This window comes from Vibrio gigantis, from assembly GCF_024347515.1.
Taxonomy (GTDB): Bacteria; Pseudomonadota; Gammaproteobacteria; order Enterobacterales; family Vibrionaceae; genus Vibrio; species Vibrio gigantis.
This window is the reverse complement of record NZ_AP025492.1, coordinates 2,177,014-2,195,478: the sequence shown is the minus strand read 5'-3', so window position 1 is coordinate 2,195,478 and position 18,465 is coordinate 2,177,014. Positions and strand designations below refer to the sequence as shown.

Sequence of the window (18,465 nt, the reverse complement as noted above, 5' to 3'; positions counted from 1 at the left end):
ACTAGGAAGTAAGGTAACAGCATGGCACATAAATTTTTGTTAATGCCTTTATCGGTATTAATCATGGCAGGCTGCCAGTCATCGGGTGAGCAAGCCGCTTCATCTGAGGTTAATGGCGTGTCTTATCAAGCAGACACGACGGATCACATCAGTCGTAGTGTGTACCAGCAAGAGTTTGATTCAGCAGTCCTATTCGCTAAGCAAACCAGTGAGCTGGAAGTCTTGATGCAGGGTTACTGCCAAACTAATGATGTTGAGTTAGATACTTTGAAAAATCAGTGGCAGCTAACCATGAACAGTTGGATGGCACTGCAAGGCCAAGAAAGAGGCCCAACAGCGGCACTTGAAGAGAGCTGGAATGTTCAATTCTGGCCAGACAAAAAGAACACTACAGGCCTAAAAATGCGTCAGTTGACTCAGCAAGATAAAGCTTGGTCACAAGACGAAATCGCACAGCAGAGTGTGACTGTTCAAGGGCTTGGTGCTTTGGAGTGGTCCCTTTACGACGAGCAATCTCCATTGCTTCAAGATAAAGCATTAGGCTGTCTATCTTCACAAGCGATTGCACAAAACTTGGCAATGAAATCAGCCTCTATTGCTGAAGCTTGGCAGGTTAACCCATGGTTAGCACTGGACGAGATGCGTTGGGAGTCTGAATACATTGCTTTATTGACTAACCAACTTGATTACAGCATGAAAAAGCTGAGTCGTCCGATGGCGAAAATCGGTCATCCGCGTCCTTACTTCTCAGAATCATGGCGTGCACAAACCTCGATGACTCAACTAAAAGCGAACGTTGCTGCTCTAGAGAATTTGTACCTTGCTGATGGCAATGGCCTAGACGGATTATTGAGAGAGAAAGGCTTAAACGACCTTGCTGATCGTGTTGCTGACCAGTTCACATTGACATTAGAGACTTGGCCAACGGATTCAAGCTTGTTCAGTTTACTGCAGAGCAAAGAAGGTTACCGAGAAGTGCTGACTCAATACAACAAACTAGAACGTTTGAAGTACCTGATTCATGAAGAAGTGGCGATAGAGCTTGGTGTTGTAATAGGATTTAATGCTACCGATGGTGACTGATACTACGCGAAGAACGCTACTCAAGGCTGCACTGGGTTGTGCAGCTGTTCCAGTACTTCCATTTGGCTGTGCGACTCGAAAGGGTGAGGCGAGTGCGTCGAACGATCCCCAGTTGATTGGTTGTGCGCTTAATGGTCGAGGCCAGTATTCCGCGGTTGTGGCTGATGAATATGGCATGCCATTGAGTCAATTGCCGATTCCCGATCGTGGTCATGGCGTCGCTATTTGCCCAACCTCATCGCATGCTGTGGTTTTTGCTCGTCGCCCTGGTGACTATTTTATGGTGTTTGACTATAAAAAGGGCGAGCAGATTAAAATGGTGGTGAAAGGGAACAACCGTCACTTCTATGGTCATGGCGTTTACTCATTAGATGGCAAGTTACTGTATGCCACTGAAGGTAAAATGGACAGTAGCCAAGGTGTGGTCGGCGTTTACGATGTCGCACAAGGTTACCGTAAGGTCGAAGAATTCACAGGTTTTGGTATTGGTCCTCATGAAGTAATCATCATGCCCGATGGTAACCTCGCGATTGGTGTTGGTGGCGTTCATACGGATGGCAGAACACCGAAAAACTTGGATTCAATGCAACCGAGCTTGAGTTACGTTTCTCCTGAGGGTGTGTTACTTGATCAGGTTGAATTGCTGGACAAGAAACTGAGTATCCGACACTTAGCACATGATGGCGCTGAAACTGTGCTTTGTGGTCAGCAATATCGTGGCGAGCCTGACGAGTATCCTTCGCTGTTGGCGATGCATACTAAAGGTGGGCAGTTTGAATCATTGAACGCAGAGCCTGAGCAGTGGGCAAGGTTTAATCACTATATCGCAAGTATTGCGGCGTCAGATGATTGGATTATTGCTACCTCACCGCGAGGTAATTGCTACGGTATCTGGTCTAAAGAGACGAAAGAGTTAGTGGAACTGTCTGCGCTATCCGATGCTTCTGGTGCTGTGCTTCTTGATGGCGAGTTTAGACTCAGTTCTGGAGCGGGCAGTGTGGTTAGCCAACGCAAACCTTATGAGAAATCAAGCCAGCAATCATCCGTCCAGTGGGATAATCACTGGAGTGCAATCTGATTCATAAAATCCCTTAAAAAATAACATGCTTACTCCCATTTCTTTGCCATACTTATGGGATTACTGGTGACGGAGTTAAGCATGTTAGCGAAATACTTCTGTGGATTATTGGTGTTAGTTTCTGTGCATGCATGGAGCTATACGAGTTCTGACGAGAGCCGATTCATTCCGGCTGACTCAGAACTCTCTTTTATGCTGATTTATCCAGAGCTCACCCAGAGTATCTATCAAGACTCCTCTCTTCCTATCCTTTGGGATTCGCCTGAACTTGTTAAAGCGTTTGAGTTCCAACTGTCACTGTTAGAACAAGCGCAAATGGCACCGCTTTTTGATCGACAAGTGAAACAAATTCGCCAGTACCAATCTCGTGGTCAATGGCAAGAGTTAGACATCTTACTCACCGATACCTTTATCTATTACTTAAGCTACGTTGAAAATGCGCCACTTGCCGGTAAGGAGTGGTATTTCTCAGGTAAGTTGCATTCCAAGTTGCCAGCGCCTTCTCCCCATATTCTGATGAGACTGAAAAGCAGTGTCGCTAATGACTACTTGTTAGAGATGGTGTTGTCTTACGCGCCACCTGTAGGGGACTTCGACCAATTCAAAGCGACTTATTCAGTGTTAGAAACGGCGTCTGAGCTCAATATTAAGCGATACAGACAGAAAGGCTTGAAACGCTTGGGGGACTCACTCTCAGACAAAGCCATTCTTGTTGAGCGTATTGCCTTGGTTGGTGTTGATACCTCGATGATCGCGGTCGATTTCCCTGAGTTTGATCGAGATCTGCAAACGGCGATTAAGTCCTTTCAACGTATGCACGGTCTTACAGATGATGGGATCGTCGGGCCGGATACGATGAAGTGGATCAACATGGGCTTTGATGATCGATTAACGTCATTGGCTCTGAATGCTGAGCGTGTTCGTTTGTGGCCAAGAGACAGGGATTCACTTATTGTCGTCAACGTACCGAGTTTTGACATGAAGTATTGGGAGGATGGGGAGGCAGTCTTCGAATCTAAGGTGGTTGTCGGTAGGAAATCAAGAAAAACACCTCTCTTAGAGATAAACCTTGATTCAGTGATCTTAAATCCGACTTGGAATGTGCCGTGGAAGATCATGGTGAAAGACATTTTACCGAAAGTAAAGGCTGACGAAAGCTATCTAGAGACGCATGACTTTCAAGTGATCGACGGTTGGCGCACAATGGAAACGGTTGATACCACAGAAATTGATTGGCAAACCATCAACTTTAACTCGTTCCCATATCGCATGCGTCAGCAGGCAGGATCTCGTAACGCCCTCGGTTTGTATAAGTTTAATACTCCTAATAAGCGAGCGATCTATCTGCACGATACACCAAGTAAAGGTTTGTTTAATGACGACTTCCGTGCTTATAGCTCCGGTTGCATACGTGTTGAACATGCAGAGGAGTTGGCTGAGTTGTTGTTTGCTACCAAGGTAAGGAAAGTACCGAACCAGAGTGATGACCTTGCTCCTAATACTAAGGTGCGACTCAAGAAGCGAATCCCCGTGCATATCATCTATCAGACAGTGTTGTTTGAAGAAGAAGGCATCCAGTATCGTGGCGATGTTTACCAGTACGACAAAGAAGGGGGCTGATTGACCTAATTAATTCATAAGGTGATCTTGACCAAAAAATGACAACCAAGCTTCTATTGATAAAATTATAATGACTATCAATAACTAACCGTGCAAAGGTTACAAATACTAACGTTTTGCGCGGTTTTTGTACGTTGACGCAGCAAATTCCATTATGTATCGTGCATTTTTCGTTCGATCTAATTGGTTTTTTTGCTGTATGTCTCAAAGTTTATTTTCACGCCGTCAGTTTCTGACTTACGCTGGTGGTACTGCTGTTGTCGCCTCTCTTACTCCTTCTATCGCTTTTGCTTCATACCCTGATCAACCAAGAACGATTAGCATGAATAATCTTCACACTGGTGAACGATTAAAGACTTGTTATTTCGATGGCACTAACTATGTTGGTGACGAGATGGCACGCCTGAGCAAACTATGCCGTGATTTCCGCCGCAATGAAATCCACCCAATGGATAAGAACCTGTTTGACCAGATCACTCAGATTCAAAATGTACTGGGTATTCAAAAAGAAGTTCAAATCATATCTGGCTATCGTTCTCCGGCGACGAATGCAGCACTGCGCTCTAAATCAAGTGGTGTAGCGAAAAAGAGCTACCATATGCAAGGTAAAGCGATTGATTTTCGTATCGACGGTGTTGATTTGAAAGAATTGAGAGACGTAGCGCGAAGCCTACAAGCGGGTGGTGTTGGCTATTATGCTCGTAGTAACTTCATTCATATTGATACTGGTCCTGTGCGAACCTGGTAGAGCAGGGCTTAGTGGCCGAGCAAAGCGGTAGGCACTTGTCAAAATAGACATCCAATGTCATAGTTTGCTCAAATTTCAGTTTGCCCTAATAATCCGGTGGATCACTAATAATTTGGCTTACCACTAATAGCCTAGTGATATTCTATGTTGTTAACCGGATTCACTCTCTAAGGTTTGTATATGTCTCTTAAGTATCAAGTTGTCCCTGTTACCTCTTTCTCGCAAAACTGCTCAATTGTGTGGTGTGATGAGACCATGGAAGGCATCGTTGTTGATCCAGGTGGTGACATTCAACAACTAGCCGCCATCATCGAAGAGCTAGGTGTTAAGGTCGTTAACTTGGTATTGACTCACGGTCACTTAGATCATGTGGGTGGAACTGTACCACTGTCCGAAATCTTGAACGTGAACATTGTTGGCCCACATAAGGCTGATAACTTTTGGCTACAAGGCCTAGAGAATCAAAGCCAAATGTTCGGTTTCCCACTGTGTAAAGCGTTTGAACCAAATACTTGGTTAGAAGAGGGTGACAAAGTGACTTTTGGTAACCAAGTGATTGATGTGATTCACACTCCGGGCCACACTCCTGGTCACGTTGTGTTATTCAGTGAGCAAGCTCGTTTAGCGTTTGTTGGTGATGTGCTGTTTAACGGTGCAATTGGTCGTACTGACTTCCCACAAGGCGATTTCAACACGTTAATCACATCAATCAAGACCAAGCTTTGGCCACTAGGCAGCGATGTAACCTTCGTTCCAGGTCATGGCCCTGAGTCGACATTCGGCCGTGAGCGCGCATCAAACCCATTCGTAGCTGATGAAATGCCGCTTTACTAAGTCTCTGATTTAATAAAGAACAATTGAAAATGAAGCTTAGCTTTTCTTCTGAAAGCTAAGCTTTTTTATGGTTCATCGCGGATTAGCGTGCCAATTCACTTTTAAGCCTGTTGAGTGTTAGTCAGAAACACGCTCGGCAGCGGCTAAATAGCGCCTAGCAAGGCCTACAAACTCTTCTCCACTAATATTCAAATCATGGGTTGATATGAAAATATCGTAGCCGTGAAATCCTCTTTGATATCTCATCCTGTTCGCAAGCATCGCCTGTAATCCTGAATAATCTTTAATTATCGTGTTTTGCCTATTCGTTTCATCAGATGAGTCAAGGTCGCACTGTGGTTGGTTATCGTTGAAATTAGCGTCTTCTATATTCTGCGACTCTTTGTATTGGCTCAGATCCACAGAGCCGCTCTCAGTGCAACGCGCATGGTAGTGCGATGAGTCTAAAACCATGTCTTCAAAGTTTGATTCTTTGCCCGCTTGTTTGGCTCCTAAGTACAAAAGTGCTCGTTGGCTTAGCAATAATTCACAAGTGATCTTAGGGCAAATCGAGTCGAGGTAGGGTGAGTAGTCTCTGACCTTAATTCCGACCCAAGGTAGGGGCTGATGCCAACCATCTTGTTCATAAGTACACATGCCAATCTTCTCAATATTGCTCCACTTTAAAACCCAGCCTCCTTTATAGAAATGCTGCTGAAAATGTGTCGGTGTTAGGGTGAACATCACTCTACTGCGTAGCATTAAATAATAGCCCGTTCCAAGCAGTGTAATAATGCAAAATGCGCCTACGATCAGTAACTTTGGATTATCGCTATAGAGTGCAATGATGAAGCAAATAAAGCCTAAAATAACAGCTAAAATACGGTATGCTCGAGTGAACGAAGGCAAAGAGAAATTAGTGAGATGACGAGTGTCCATAGGCAACACCAAGTTTTCATATTTTTGTCTGGATGGATAACCAGTGTATATGACCCTGAATTGATAAGTCGATGTTTAAATAATAGACGCTAGTAGACAATATCGGTATTTTTCGTCGACTTTCGGCGCTTCACTCTACAAATAGCTCCTGTTTTTTGGTATAAATCGCGCTTCAAATTTTCACCACTGCGAAAAGAGCAGTGAACTGGAGAAATATTCAATGAGACTTGCTCATAAGCGTAAGGTGCAGGCTAAACTGCAGAAACGCACTAAAGCGGCTGTAGTTAAAGCAGTGGCAACGCCGAAAAAAGCGAAGCCTGTCGCAGAGAAAGTTGTAGCAGAAAAAACTGTAGCAGCAAAACCAGCGGTAGAGAAAACAGTAGCAGCAGCGAAAGAAGTTGCAGTAGCACTGACTCCTAAGCAACAACAAGTTCTAGACATCGTTGTTAGCAATGCTGAAGGCATTAACCCTAAAGGTATCGGCCTAGCAGCTGGTCAAGAAGACGCGAAAGCAGCTTCATGGGCAACAGGCGCATTGAAAAAACTTCTTGAAGAAAACCTAGTAGCGAAAGAGCAGCTAGCAGGTAACAAGGTTATCTACAAAGCTATCTAATCCTGTGGGATTACATTCGCTTCGTTAAGTTTTTAAGCCTCGATTATCGAGGCTTTTTTGTATCTGTCAGATCATGCCACTCCTACATTCACAACCCCATACTCACATTTAAACCTAGCTCAGAAGCCTTACTCCCAATTGGCTGCTCCCTTACGCTATTAGCTAGCCTTTCGAGTGTCCCATGTTTCGACCAGTAAGCATCAAAGTAGGCACCTAATTATCTGAAACGATATCTTCTCGGATTTTATGTGTTTGGGTGCATATTTGATATGTGGTGCGCTTAGAGCTTCATCACGAAATGGCAATCAATTGTTAACGATGTTTAATTATTAATACTTAGGTATTTATCAATAGGTATTTATGTTGTGAATGAGGTAAGTCCTTTAAAATCGACACTACTCAATGATCTCCTACGTAGTTCTACTTAATCCTTTGGTCTAATACGTAACTTTGCTCACGCCATGCGTGCGTGCTCTCCCTGATATCTTGTTGCCTTATCACGGTGCACTCTTATGTTGAATCATAAAAAATGCTCATAGAAAGAGTGTTAACCCAACAAAGGACGTGAACATGAGTCTCATTTCTAACTCCCTCACACGAGTTTTTAAGAACGTTGCAGTAACCGCTGCGGCTTGTTTAGCTTTGGTCGCTACTGGTGCTACAGCCGCTGATAAGGTTTACCGTTTAAAGCTTGCAGAAACGTGGGGACCAAACTTCCCAGTTTTCGGTGATGCAACTAAGAACATGGCAGCGATGGCTGAGAAGATGTCGAATGGTCGACTTCAAATCAGAATCGATTCAGCAAACAAACACAAAGCCCCTCTTGGCGTTTTTGACATGGTTAAGTCTGGTCAATACGACATGGGTCACTCAGGCTCTTACTACTGGAAAGGTAAAGTTCCAAACACTCTTTACTTCACTTCTATGCCTTTCGGTATGACGCCAGCAGAGCAATACGCGTGGTTCTATCACGGTGGTGGTATGGAGTTGATGGATCAGGTTTACTCTCCACATAACTTGATGTCTTTCCCTGGTGGTAACACGGATATCCAGATGGGTGGTTGGTTTCAAAAAGAGATCAACAGCGTTGAAGACCTACAAGGTCTGAAAATGCGAATCCCAGGCTTTGCGGGTGAGATTCTTGCGGAGCTAGGTGCTAAACCGACGAACATTGCCCCAGGTGAGCTTTACACGTCTCTAGAGCGTCGCACGATTGATGCACTAGAGTGGGTTGGTCCATCACTGGATTTGCGAATGGGCTTCCACAAGATCGCGCCTTACTACTACACAGGTTGGCATGAGCCAGGTTCAGAGCTTCAATTCCTAGTGAACAAGCGCACTTGGAACAAGCTTCCTGAAGACCTACAAGAAATCTTGCGTGTTGCAATGCGTACCGCGGCTTACGACATGTACACACAAGCAACGCACGAAAGTGGCAAGAACTGGGTTTCAATGAAAACAGAATACCCAGATGTACAAGTTAAAGATTTCCCACCAGAGGTTATGTCTGCACTGAAAGAAGCGAACGATCGCCTACTTGCTGCACATGCAGAGAAAGATGAGTTGGCAAAAGAGATTCAAGCTTCGCAAGCAAGCTACCTAGAGCAAGTACGTTCATGGACGGATATTTCACACAGAGCTTACCTAAACAGCCAAGCGAAATAGTCGACAGTTGTTGAACTAAATCTAAATGAACCCAAAGCTTTCCATATTAGGCAACTAAGAGTGAGTAAGCGGCGGGTTCATTTAAAACATAATAACTAACCTGTATTACGCCTAAGAACCTTTTCTACGTCCTACAGCTTGTTACCTCAGCTGCACGATGTCTTTTCAAATTCCATGGAGTCGGGAATGCGAAGTCTAATTTATATTGAACGCCTGTTTAATCGTATCGGTGATGCACTGGGATGGCTTTCCAGTATGTTGTTTATTTTACTTATCGCCAACGTCGTGTATGACGTTGTCATGAGATATGCGTTCAACGATGTCTCTATCGCCTTCCAAGAGATGGAATGGCACCTGTTCTCTGCTGTTTTTCTACTAGGTGTTCCATATGCCATCAAAGCTGGCGGTCATGTGAGAGTGGATGTGTTCTACGAGCAACTGAGCTTTAAAGCACAGGCCATTATTGACCTGCTAGGCACTCTTATTTTTCTGATGCCTTTCTGTCTGTTGGTCGCTTGGTTTGGTATTGATGTGGCAAAAGAGAGCTATAACCTCGGCGAAACCTCAGGGGATCCGGGTGGCTTGCCATATCGCTGGATCATCAAAGCAATGATCCCGCTTTCATTCTTCTTGATGGCACTCAGTGGCGTAGGTTTGATCCTGCACTCACTGAACAAGATTTTTAATCCGCACCTTATCCATGCAAATCATAAGTAGAGGCTAAACATGATTGGAATAGTAATGTTTTTCGTAGCCTTGTTTGCGCTTTTACTTGGCTTCCCAGTAGCGTTCACTTTTGGTGGTATCGCGTTAATCTTTGGTGTTTGGGCTGAGGGCATCGAAATGTTTGCCTTCATGCCATATCGCATTCAATCAATTATGGAAAACACGGTTCTGATGGCCGTTCCATTATTTGTTTTCATGGGGCTTGTTCTGCAAAAGACCAAGCTTGCTGAGCAGTTGCTTGAGTCGATGGGGCGACTGTTTGGTGGTGTACGTGGCGGTATAGCAATTTCAACCGTATTAGTAGGTTCACTGCTGGCAGCTTCTACTGGTGTGGTTGGTGCTTCTGTTGTTGCAATGGGACTTATCTCGTTGCCAGTAATGCTTAAGTACAATTACGACAAAGGCCTAGCGTGCGGCACTATTTGTGCATCTGGTACGTTAGGGCAAATCATTCCGCCATCCATCGTATTGATCTTGTTAGGTGATGTACTAGGTGTGCCAGTAGGCGACTTGTTCCAAGCCGCAATTTGGCCGGGCGTGATGTTAGTTGGCGCGTACATCCTCTATATCTTGATATACGCAAAACTGCACCCTGAAGCGGCGCAGCCAATTGAGCGCGACGATTCAATCAGCCGAAAGCAAGAAGTGTTGGATGCGCTTAAAGCGATTCTTCCACCGCTAGCGTTAATCATTGTTGTACTCGGCTCTATATTCGCAGGTGTGGCGACGCCAACAGAGTCCGCTGCTCTCGGTGGTGCGGGTGCGATGGTACTTGCTTTACTATACGGCCAATTTAGTTGGTCGATGGTGTATGAAGCGTCTAAAGAGACAGTGAAAGTAACGGCAATGGTATTTGCTATCTTGTTGGGTGCAACTGCATTCTCAATGGCGTTTACCTACACGGGTGGTGACTATCTGGTTGAAGAATGGATGCTGCAGTTACCGGGTGAGAAGTGGGGCTTCTTGATCATTACTATGTTGGTGATTTTGATTCTGGGTTTCTTTATCGACTTCGTAGAGATCTGTTTCATCATCGTGCCGATCATTGCGCCTGTTGCTGAACTGATGGGTATCAACATGACATGGTTCGCTATCCTTATCGCGATGAACCTGCAAACCTCATTCCTGACGCCGCCTTTTGGTTTTAGTCTGTTCTATTTGAAAGGGGTTGCACCTAAAGGCGTGACAACTAAGGACATCTACCGAGGCGTGATGCCGTTCATTCTGATTCAAATCCTCGTACTTGGATCACTTCTCGCATTTCCTGCATTCTATGGAATGTGAGTGACACCAAGAATGTGAATGATATGTTTCAACGGCTATCTATAAATTGATAAAGTAAAACGGCTTATTGATGTTCAGTAAGCCGTTTTTTGTGAGGGAAAGGAATGCCTCTAAAAGCCAAGCTGATTTTACTGACCCTGCTTCCGTTGCTGCTGGTAACGGCGAGTATTAGCTGGATCTCGCTGCACCAGACTAAGACGTTAGGCGCTAAAGAAGTTGAGATCTTTAGAGACAGCTTGATCAAGTCACGTGAAAACGCCCTTAAAGACACGGTTGATCTCGCGTTCGATGCCATAGAACACATCTATAACGATCCAAATATCCAAGAAGTTCAAGCCAAAAAAGAAGTTCGAACCATATTGTCTAAACTTAGGTATGGCTCTGATGGGTATTTCTTCGCCTACGATCGCCACGGAACAAACTTGGTTCATCCAATACAGCCAGAATTGATTGGCCAAAACCTACTCCAACTACAAGATGAAGATGGCGACTTTCTGATAGAAGCTCTACTACGCGAAGCGCAAACCGGAGGAGGGTTCCACCAATATTTGTGGCAAAAGCCTTCCACAGGTGAGGTGGTGTCTAAGCTGAGTTATGCCGCTTGGTTGGAACGCTGGGACTGGATGATCGGCACCGGTTTGTATATTGAAGATGTGCATCAAGAAGTAGCCTCGATGCAGGCCGCAATTAACAAGAATATTGAAACCACTTTCTTTTCGATTGTGGTGATTCTGAGCGTGACGGTCGCCGTTATCATCGTACTTACCTTAGCCATCAACATGCATGAACATCGGATTGCTGATAATAACTTGAAGGAACTGGCGCATAAGACGGTAATGTTCCAAGAGGACGAGAAGAAGCATCTAGCGCGAGAATTACATGATGGTATTAACCAATTATTAGTATCGAGTCGTTGTCACTTAGAGCTACTCGGTAATAAGCTACAAAATGAAGACCTCAAAGCACATTTGAATAAGTCGCAGCATTCACTGATGCGAGCTATCGAAGAAGTGAGACACATCTCGCATCAACTTCGTCCAAGTTCATTGGATGACATAGGCTTAGAAGCGGCGTTGTCTTCGTTGTTGTTGGATTTTCAGGCGCATTCGGGTATTGAGGTGGAAACTTTGTTCGCCACTCAACCCGGAAAGTTGAAATCAGAAGCGGCGACGACTTTATATCGAGTGGTGCAAGAGTCACTAAACAACATAGAAAAACACGCACAAGCGACCAAAGTAACGGTTATCGCTCAGCAAATTGGTAATGTGCTACAACTACTGATTCAAGACAATGGTGTCGGTTTCAACACCTATAAAGCGATGGAAAAACGAGGGATCGGTCTGCGTAACATGAGAGAGCGAGTGGAGTTCATCGGGGGTGACTTTGAACTGATGAGTGAAATTGGCTTCGGAACGGAAATTACAGTGTTACTGACACTAGAAGGATTAGTGAATGAGTGAAGTTATTCGAGTTGTGATCGCTGATGATCACCAAGTGGTAATGGATGGCTTTATGGCGAGATTGGAACTTGAGCCAGATATTAGCGTGATAGGCACAGCCAGTAATGGATTAGAAGCGGTTGAGATAGTTAAGGCTCTGCGCCCTGATGTGGTGTTGATGGATATCAGTATGCCTATCATGAATGGTATTGATGCTACCCACTTGATTAAAGAAGAAGACCCTGAAGCCAAGGTGCTGATGCTGACCATGCATAACAACCGTGAATACATCATGAAGGTGATGCAATCGGGGGCTGTTGGCTACATGTTGAAAGAGATTTCGGCCGAAAAAATGGTGCAGGCAATCAAAACAGTTAATCAAGGCTCGACCTATTTCTGTGAAAAAGTAACGCAGAATTTGTTTACTCAGCCAATTACTCCTACGCCATCCGTCAAGAATCCATTAAGCAGACGTGAAGAAGCAGTACTGAAATTAGTCGCAAAAGGGGAGAGTAGCAAAGAGGTAGCGAAGGCGCTGAATATCAGCTATCGAACGGTAGAAACACATAGACAAAATATTAAGCATAAGCTCGATATTCACTCTACGGCAGAGCTTGCTAAATACGCGGTCAGCTCCGGGCTTGTGGACTGATCTTACGCTAAATTACGCCAAATGTGTAATTTAATTACTAAATGTGTAATTTAGGCCTCCTTTATAGAGGTTTTTTTAGTATTTTTGCGACAGGTTGATATTCTTCATTTCGAAATTTAAGCGCCGAATGCAATGTTGCAAACTGTGCGCTGCAAATTAGAGAGGAAGCATGGAGCCTGTAAAAGATAGGTATAGTATTGAAAATACCGATTATACAGTAGGACAAGATAACGTTCAGAAATGGGGTTTTGATGTTCATAACCCAGTATTTGGAATCAGTGCCGGGGCGATAATTATTTTCCTGATTGCACTTCTAGTCGCAGACCCTGAAACCGCTAAAGCGGCTCTTGATGGAATTAAATGGAAAGTCATCGGTAACTTCGATGGTTTCTTCATGTGGGCAGCAAACCTTTTCGTTATTTTCTGTTTTGCCCTCATTGTCTCCCCGTATGGCAAGATACGTATTGGTGGCAATGATGCCAAAGCAGAGCACTCCAACCTATCTTGGATGTCGATGTTATTCGCCGCAGGAATGGGTATTGGCCTGATGTTCTGGGGGGTGGCTGAACCAGTAGCTTACTTTACAGGTTGGTATGAAACGCCATTAGGTGTAGAAGCTTACTCTCCTGAAGCCGCTAAGTTGGCACTTGGTGCAACCATCTACAACTGGGGTCTTCACGGTTGGGCTATTTACGCTGTTGTTGCTCTAGCACTTGCCTTCTTCACTTTCAATAAAGGTCTACCTCTTTCAATTCGCTCGATTTTCTATCCTATCTTGGGTGACAGAACTTGGGGTTGGTTTGGCCATATCGTTGATATCGTGGCGGTACTGGCAACTCTGTTCGGCCTTGCAACCTCGTTAGGTTTGGGCGCACAGCAAGCAACAAGTGGTATTAACCATGTGTTCGGTACCGATGGTGGTATTGGCATGCAGTTGGTTGTTATTGCAGTGGTCACTTTCTTAGCAACAATGTCAGTGGTTCGTGGCATCAATGGTGGCGTAAAGGTTCTGAGTAACGTCAATATGTTGGTTGCTTTGGGCTTACTTATCTTCGTCACGATCGCTGGTGGCATGGCTGGCATTAAAGCAATCCCAACGGCTCTGATGGGCTACATTGAAAACTTTATTCCTCTAAGTAATCCCCACGGTCGTGATGATGAAACTTGGATGCAAGGTTGGACAGTGTTCTACTGGGCATGGTGGATGTCTTGGTCACCGTTCGTAGGCATGTTCATCGCTCGTATCTCTAAAGGTCGTACGATTCGCGAATTTATCGTGGCTGTATTGTTCATCCCAACGACAGTAATCATCATCTGGATGGCTATTTTTGGTGGTATCGCGATTGACCAAGTGGCGAATAAAGTCGGTGAGATCGGTATAAATGGCCTGCAAGATATTACACTTTCTCTTTTCCATACTTACGATGCACTGCCAATGAGCTCTGTGCTTTCAGTAGTATCGATTGGTTTGATTATGGTGTTCTTTATCACCTCTTCAGACTCAGGTTCATTGGTGATCGATAGCATTACCTCTGGCGGTAAAGTGGATGCACCTGTTCCACAGCGCGTTTTTTGGGCATTGATGGGCGGCGCGATTGCAGCGGTTCTATTGTGGGTTGGCGGTACGGAATCTATTCAAGCATTACAAGCTGGAACGGTATCTATGGCGCTGCCATTTGCCTTCATATTATTGCTTATGTGCCTAAGCTTATTGCTAGGTTTACGAACTGAGAATCAATTGGTTAAGCATCAAAATGCTTTGAGTTAAAAGTGTTTTTCATAAAAAGGTCGACAGGGTCGGCCTTTTTTTCGTCATAAGCTTGAGTAATTACGTGAATTTTGTTTGAAATTCCATCGAACCGATTCTGGTTTACTGAAAACAACAAGTTAACCTGCTAAACTTCAGACATCCAAGTATTTGAATTATGGTGACAACAGCTTGTACTACTTGGATTGTATGTTCGAGTTTGTAATTAAGTCACAGGTAAGCAAGGGATACGAGGTCAATAGACCCTATTAGTATTCCGTAGAGAGGGATAATGACTAAAGGTATAGATAAATACAGTATCGACAGTACGGATTACACTGTCGGTCAAGACAACGTCCAAAAGTGGGGTTTTGATGTTCATAACCCAGTATTTGGTATCAGTGCGGGACTTATCGCTCTGTTCCTGATCGGTGTTCTGATTACAGATACCGCTTCAGCAAAGGCTGCACTAGATGGCGTTAAAGGTCAGATTATCAATTCGTTTGATTGGCTTTTCATCTGGTCGGGCAATATTTTCGTAATTTTCTGCTTGGGCTTGATTGTTTCCCCATATGGTAAAATCCGCCTTGGTGGTGTTGATGCGACGGCAGACTACTCATTCATGTCTTGGCTATCGATGCTATTTGCCGCTGGTATGGGTATCGGTTTGATGTTCTGGAGTGTGGCTGAGCCTGCTGCCTACTACACAGGTTGGTTTGAGACTCCGCTAAATGTTGAAGCGAATACACCAGAAGCGGCTAAATTGGCGCTAGGTGCAACTATGTATCACTGGGGTCTACACCCTTGGGCGATTTATGGCGTAGTAGCATTGTCACTTGCTTTCTTCTCTTACAATAAGGGATTGCCTCTTTCTATCCGTTCTATCTTTTACCCGATTTTAGGTGATAGAGCATGGGGTTGGGCAGGTCACATTGTTGATATTCTAGCTGTGCTTGCAACTCTGTTTGGTTTGGCGACATCGCTAGGTCTAGGTGCGCAACAAGCGGCAAGTGGTATTCAACATGTGTTTGGCATTGAAGCGGGCTTAGGGCTGCAAGTTATTGTGATTACAGTGGTGACTTTATTGGCGGTAGTATCAGTACTTCGTGGTATTGATGGTGGCGTTAAAGTTATCAGTAATATCAACATGTTGGTTGCTTTCTTACTGCTTATCTTAGTGGCAATGATTGGCTATGCAGTGACACTGGGTTCAATCCCAACAACATTGATGGCATACATCGAAAATATCATTCCGTTGAGCAACCCTCACGGTCGTGAAGATGAAGCTTGGTTGCACGGTTGGACTGTATTCTACTGGGCTTGGTGGATTTCATGGTCACCATTCGTAGGTATGTTTATCGCGCGTGTTTCTAAAGGTCGTACGGTTCGTGAGTTCATCACCGCAGTTCTGATTGTACCGACTACAGTGACTATCATTTGGATGTCAGTATTCGGCGGCATGGCGATTGACCAAATTGTGAATAACGTTGGTATTCTTGGTCAAGAGGGCCTAACGGATGTATCACTCGCAATGTTCCAAATGTTCGATGCACTGCCGTTTGGTACTCTGCTTTCAATCATTGCGGTTGTATTGGTTCTAGTATTCTTCATTACATCGTCGGACTCAGGCTCTCTAGTTATCGACAGCATTACCGCGGGTGGTAAAGTTGATACGCCGGTTCCTCAACGTGTGTTCTGGGCGTTCCTAGAAGGTGCGATCGCTGTAGCGCTATTGTGGGTTGGTGGTACTGAAGCGGTACAAGCTCTACAAGCGGGTGCAATCTCGACGGCATTGCCATTCACCATCATTCTATTATTGATGTGTGTTAGCTTGCTAATGGGTATGCGTACAGAAAAACGCTAGGTTATTTAAACTGAAACCTGCTGCAATTTACACGCAGTAGAACGGTAAATAATATGAAGGCAGAAGAGGAAACTCTTCTGCCTTTTTTGTCTCTTCTTTAACGTGTAAAGTGCGATAAAAATACTAATAACCGCATAGTTAACTCCGCCTTAAATTTGGCGAAAAGCCAAGGAATTGACATTAGTTAAGCTTATGGTTTGCTTAAAATTATATTCCGATATTAAATTGTGAAATCGCTCGAATTTAATACTGATATTGGGTAGTATGCGCGGGATTTCCCACCACTCGTGAAACTTGACATGAAACTAACACTAAAGCAGAAGTTGATAGGTGCTAGCCTATCTGCTGTTGTCGTTATGGCTACAGCGTTGACTTGGTTATCAGCAAACCAATTATTTGAACAGACTCGTAATGGCGTATATCTACGAGCTGAAAGCGTATCAGAAGCAGCATCTGAAGGTATTAAGAACTGGATTGATATTCGTACCGATATCGCGTCAGCATTTAATGACTTTTCACGAGAGGATGATGTTGTTCCTTTCCTTAAGCAAGCTCGTGTAGCGGGTGGCTTTGACGATATCTTTTTAGGTACTCCAGAAGGCGGAATGTACCGTTCACATCCTGAACGTAATCGTGCAGATTACGATCCTCGTCAACGTCCTTGGTACCAAGAAGCAAACGCAGCAGGTAAGCAAATCATCACGACGGCTTATCAAGATGCAATCACTAAAGCACTTCTTGTAACGATTGCAGAACCTGTTCGCCACAACGGCCAGCTTGTTGGTGTTGTTGGGGCAGACGTTCTTATCGACCAATTGGTTAACGATGTAATCAGCCTAGATGTGGGTGACAACGCTTACGCAATGCTAATCGATGCCTCTGACGGCACATTCCTAGCTCACCCAGATTCAGCATTGAGCCTAAAACCTGTAAGCCAGCTTTCAAATGATATCTCTATGCCTATCATCGAGAACGCGGTGCGTACGGGTAGTATCGAGATCATTAAAGAGCGCGGTGCTGAGAAGCTGCTTTACTTCACGAAGGTGCCTAACACGAACTGGATCTTCGCAGTTCAAATGGACCGAGCGACTGAAGAAGCAAACCACTCAACACTGCTTACTCAGCTAATCATGACGGCTGTTGTGATTACACTAATCGTAATCGTATTGGTTTCTTGGTTAGTGAGCTTCCTATTCCGTGACCTAAACCGCGTTTCAGCGGCACTTGAAGAAATTGCTTCAGGTGAGGGCGACCTGACTCAACGTCTTGAGCCTAAGAGCGATGACGAAATTGGTAAGCTTGCTGAAAACTTCAACCGCTTTGTGGGCAACATGCACACTATGGTGATCAAGCTAAGTGAAGTATCTGCTGCGTTAGGCAACCAAGCGCGTCAAACGGCTTCTCAAGCTGAAGAACGTAGCGCTCGTATCCAGATGCAACAAGACGAAATCAACATGGTAGCGACAGCTGTTAACGAAATGGCTGCTGCAACACAAGAAATCGCAGGTAACGCAGACCACACTGCACAGAATTCATCTGAAGCCGTTGGCGCGTGTGAGCACGGTACTGGCCAAGTGACACAGACTCAAAGCTCAATCCAAAACCTTGCTCAAGAAGTTCAAATCGCAACGAACGTGATTCTAGAGCTAGAAGAGCACGGCAACAGCATCAACGCTATCTTGTCTAACATTCAAGGTATCGCCGAGCAAACGAACCTGCTTGCACTTAACGCGGCTATTGAAGCAGCACGTGCGGGTGAACAAGGTCGTGGTTTCGCAGTTGTTGCGGATGAAGTTCGAGTTCTGAGCCAGCGTACACACGGTTCAACGCAAGAAATTCAACAAACGATTGAGCTACTTCAAGGTACAACAGGCAAAGCGGTTAACATCATGAACGATAGCCGTACACTTGCTGAAACCAGTGTTGATGACGCTAACTCAGCAGCAGCGAGCCTAACGCAAATTCATGCTGCCGTTGAACGCATTAGCGACATGGCAACACAGATTGCTTCTGCTGCAGAAGAGCAAGCTTCAGTAACGTCTGAGATTACTCGTAACACTGAAGGAATCCGTGACGTGTCTAACGAGCTAGCAGACGAAGCACACCAAGCGGCAGAGCAAGCAGCTCAGCTGTCTGAATTGTCTCACGAGCTAGAAAGTGAAATCAGCCGCTTTAAGCTGTAATCTGAATGAAT

15 protein-coding genes are annotated in these 18,465 nt (G+C 44.7%); 14 read left to right on the top strand and 1 reads right to left on the bottom strand.

The window, feature by feature from the left end; all coding sequences use genetic code 11:
- Positions 1-21: 21 nt before the first annotated feature.
- From OCV56_RS09610 to OCV56_RS09590, 5 genes are all read left to right on the top strand, one after another.
- The gene (locus OCV56_RS09610; RefSeq protein ID WP_086713597.1) at positions 22-1,083 is read left to right on the top strand and encodes an imelysin family protein; all 1,062 of its coding nucleotides are present in this window, start codon (positions 22-24) and stop codon (positions 1,081-1,083) included.
- A complete protein-coding gene (locus OCV56_RS09605; protein WP_086713596.1) occupies positions 1,073-2,161 on the top strand; it encodes a DUF1513 domain-containing protein in 1,089 nt (362 codons plus the stop codon). Before OCV56_RS09610 ends, OCV56_RS09605 begins: the two co-directional genes overlap by 11 nt.
- 81 nt (positions 2,162-2,242) lie before the next feature.
- Positions 2,243-3,781, top strand: a complete 1,539-nt coding sequence (locus tag OCV56_RS09600; RefSeq protein ID WP_086713595.1) for a L,D-transpeptidase family protein — start codon at positions 2,243-2,245, stop codon at positions 3,779-3,781.
- A 199-nt stretch (positions 3,782-3,980) separates the two neighbouring features.
- A complete protein-coding gene (locus OCV56_RS09595) occupies positions 3,981-4,529 on the top strand; it encodes a YcbK family protein (protein ID WP_086713594.1) in 549 nt (182 codons plus the stop codon).
- 180 nt (positions 4,530-4,709) lie between these two features.
- Complete coding sequence (locus OCV56_RS09590) at positions 4,710-5,363, top strand: MBL fold metallo-hydrolase (protein WP_086713593.1); 654 nt, start codon at positions 4,710-4,712, stop codon at positions 5,361-5,363.
- A 117-nt stretch (positions 5,364-5,480) separates the two neighbouring features.
- On the opposite strand, the gene OCV56_RS09585 is transcribed toward OCV56_RS09590, so the two are convergent.
- Positions 5,481-6,281, bottom strand: a complete 801-nt coding sequence (locus OCV56_RS09585) for a DUF2982 domain-containing protein (protein ID WP_086713592.1) — start codon at positions 6,279-6,281, stop codon at positions 5,481-5,483.
- 220 nt (positions 6,282-6,501) lie between these two features.
- On the opposite strand from OCV56_RS09585, the gene OCV56_RS09580 reads away from it, so the two are divergent.
- The 9 genes from OCV56_RS09580 to OCV56_RS09540 all read left to right on the top strand — a co-directional run bounded on the left by OCV56_RS09580 (position 6,502) and on the right by OCV56_RS09540 (position 18,454).
- The gene (locus OCV56_RS09580; protein ID WP_086713591.1) at positions 6,502-6,894 is read left to right on the top strand and encodes a MarR family transcriptional regulator; all 393 of its coding nucleotides are present in this window, start codon (positions 6,502-6,504) and stop codon (positions 6,892-6,894) included.
- Positions 6,895-7,464: 570 nt separating this feature from the next.
- The gene (locus tag OCV56_RS09575) at positions 7,465-8,559 is read left to right on the top strand and encodes a TRAP transporter substrate-binding protein (RefSeq protein WP_004733389.1); all 1,095 of its coding nucleotides are present in this window, start codon (positions 7,465-7,467) and stop codon (positions 8,557-8,559) included.
- A 186-nt stretch (positions 8,560-8,745) separates the two neighbouring features.
- On the top strand, positions 8,746-9,276 hold the full coding sequence (locus tag OCV56_RS09570) for a TRAP transporter small permease subunit (RefSeq protein ID WP_228761198.1): 531 nt from the start codon (positions 8,746-8,748) through the stop codon (positions 9,274-9,276).
- A 9-nt stretch (positions 9,277-9,285) separates the two neighbouring features.
- Complete coding sequence (locus OCV56_RS09565) at positions 9,286-10,569, top strand: TRAP transporter large permease (RefSeq protein WP_048669258.1); 1,284 nt, start codon at positions 9,286-9,288, stop codon at positions 10,567-10,569.
- A gap of 104 nt (positions 10,570-10,673) precedes the next feature.
- Positions 10,674-12,029, top strand: a complete 1,356-nt coding sequence (locus OCV56_RS09560) for a cache domain-containing protein (protein ID WP_086713589.1) — start codon at positions 10,674-10,676, stop codon at positions 12,027-12,029.
- Positions 12,022-12,660, top strand: coding sequence for a response regulator transcription factor (locus OCV56_RS09555; RefSeq protein WP_086713588.1), 639 nt, complete (start codon positions 12,022-12,024; stop codon positions 12,658-12,660). Before OCV56_RS09560 ends, OCV56_RS09555 begins: the two co-directional genes overlap by 8 nt.
- A 169-nt stretch (positions 12,661-12,829) precedes the next feature.
- The gene (locus tag OCV56_RS09550; protein ID WP_086713587.1) at positions 12,830-14,428 is read left to right on the top strand and encodes a BCCT family transporter; all 1,599 of its coding nucleotides are present in this window, start codon (positions 12,830-12,832) and stop codon (positions 14,426-14,428) included.
- Between the two features lie 271 nt (positions 14,429-14,699).
- Positions 14,700-16,271, top strand: coding sequence for a BCCT family transporter (locus OCV56_RS09545; protein ID WP_086713586.1), 1,572 nt, complete (start codon positions 14,700-14,702; stop codon positions 16,269-16,271).
- A 299-nt stretch (positions 16,272-16,570) separates the two neighbouring features.
- Positions 16,571-18,454, top strand: a complete 1,884-nt coding sequence (locus OCV56_RS09540; protein ID WP_086713585.1) for a methyl-accepting chemotaxis protein — start codon at positions 16,571-16,573, stop codon at positions 18,452-18,454.
- The last annotated feature ends 11 nt before the right edge of the window (positions 18,455-18,465 follow it).

What these genes read in the sequence shown, in the direction of transcription:
- OCV56_RS09610 (WP_086713597.1), top strand. Translation starts at nt 22, where the DNA reads ATGGCACATAAATTTTTGTTAATGCCTTTATCGGTATTAATCATGGCA.
- OCV56_RS09605 (WP_086713596.1), top strand. Translation starts at nt 1,073, where the DNA reads ATGGTGACTGATACTACGCGAAGAACGCTACTCAAGGCTGCACTGGGT.
- OCV56_RS09600 (WP_086713595.1), top strand. Translation starts at nt 2,243, where the DNA reads ATGTTAGCGAAATACTTCTGTGGATTATTGGTGTTAGTTTCTGTGCAT.
- OCV56_RS09595 (WP_086713594.1), top strand. Translation starts at nt 3,981, where the DNA reads ATGTCTCAAAGTTTATTTTCACGCCGTCAGTTTCTGACTTACGCTGGT.
- OCV56_RS09590 (WP_086713593.1), top strand. Translation starts at nt 4,710, where the DNA reads ATGTCTCTTAAGTATCAAGTTGTCCCTGTTACCTCTTTCTCGCAAAAC.
- OCV56_RS09585 (WP_086713592.1), bottom strand. Translation starts at nt 6,281, where the DNA reads ATGGACACTCGTCATCTCACTAATTTCTCTTTGCCTTCGTTCACTCGA.
- OCV56_RS09580 (WP_086713591.1), top strand. Translation starts at nt 6,502, where the DNA reads ATGAGACTTGCTCATAAGCGTAAGGTGCAGGCTAAACTGCAGAAACGC.
- OCV56_RS09575 (WP_004733389.1), top strand. Translation starts at nt 7,465, where the DNA reads ATGAGTCTCATTTCTAACTCCCTCACACGAGTTTTTAAGAACGTTGCA.
- OCV56_RS09570 (WP_228761198.1), top strand. Translation starts at nt 8,746, where the DNA reads ATGCGAAGTCTAATTTATATTGAACGCCTGTTTAATCGTATCGGTGAT.
- OCV56_RS09565 (WP_048669258.1), top strand. Translation starts at nt 9,286, where the DNA reads ATGATTGGAATAGTAATGTTTTTCGTAGCCTTGTTTGCGCTTTTACTT.
- OCV56_RS09560 (WP_086713589.1), top strand. Translation starts at nt 10,674, where the DNA reads ATGCCTCTAAAAGCCAAGCTGATTTTACTGACCCTGCTTCCGTTGCTG.
- OCV56_RS09555 (WP_086713588.1), top strand. Translation starts at nt 12,022, where the DNA reads ATGAGTGAAGTTATTCGAGTTGTGATCGCTGATGATCACCAAGTGGTA.
- OCV56_RS09550 (WP_086713587.1), top strand. Translation starts at nt 12,830, where the DNA reads ATGGAGCCTGTAAAAGATAGGTATAGTATTGAAAATACCGATTATACA.
- OCV56_RS09545 (WP_086713586.1), top strand. Translation starts at nt 14,700, where the DNA reads ATGACTAAAGGTATAGATAAATACAGTATCGACAGTACGGATTACACT.
- OCV56_RS09540 (WP_086713585.1), top strand. Translation starts at nt 16,571, where the DNA reads ATGAAACTAACACTAAAGCAGAAGTTGATAGGTGCTAGCCTATCTGCT.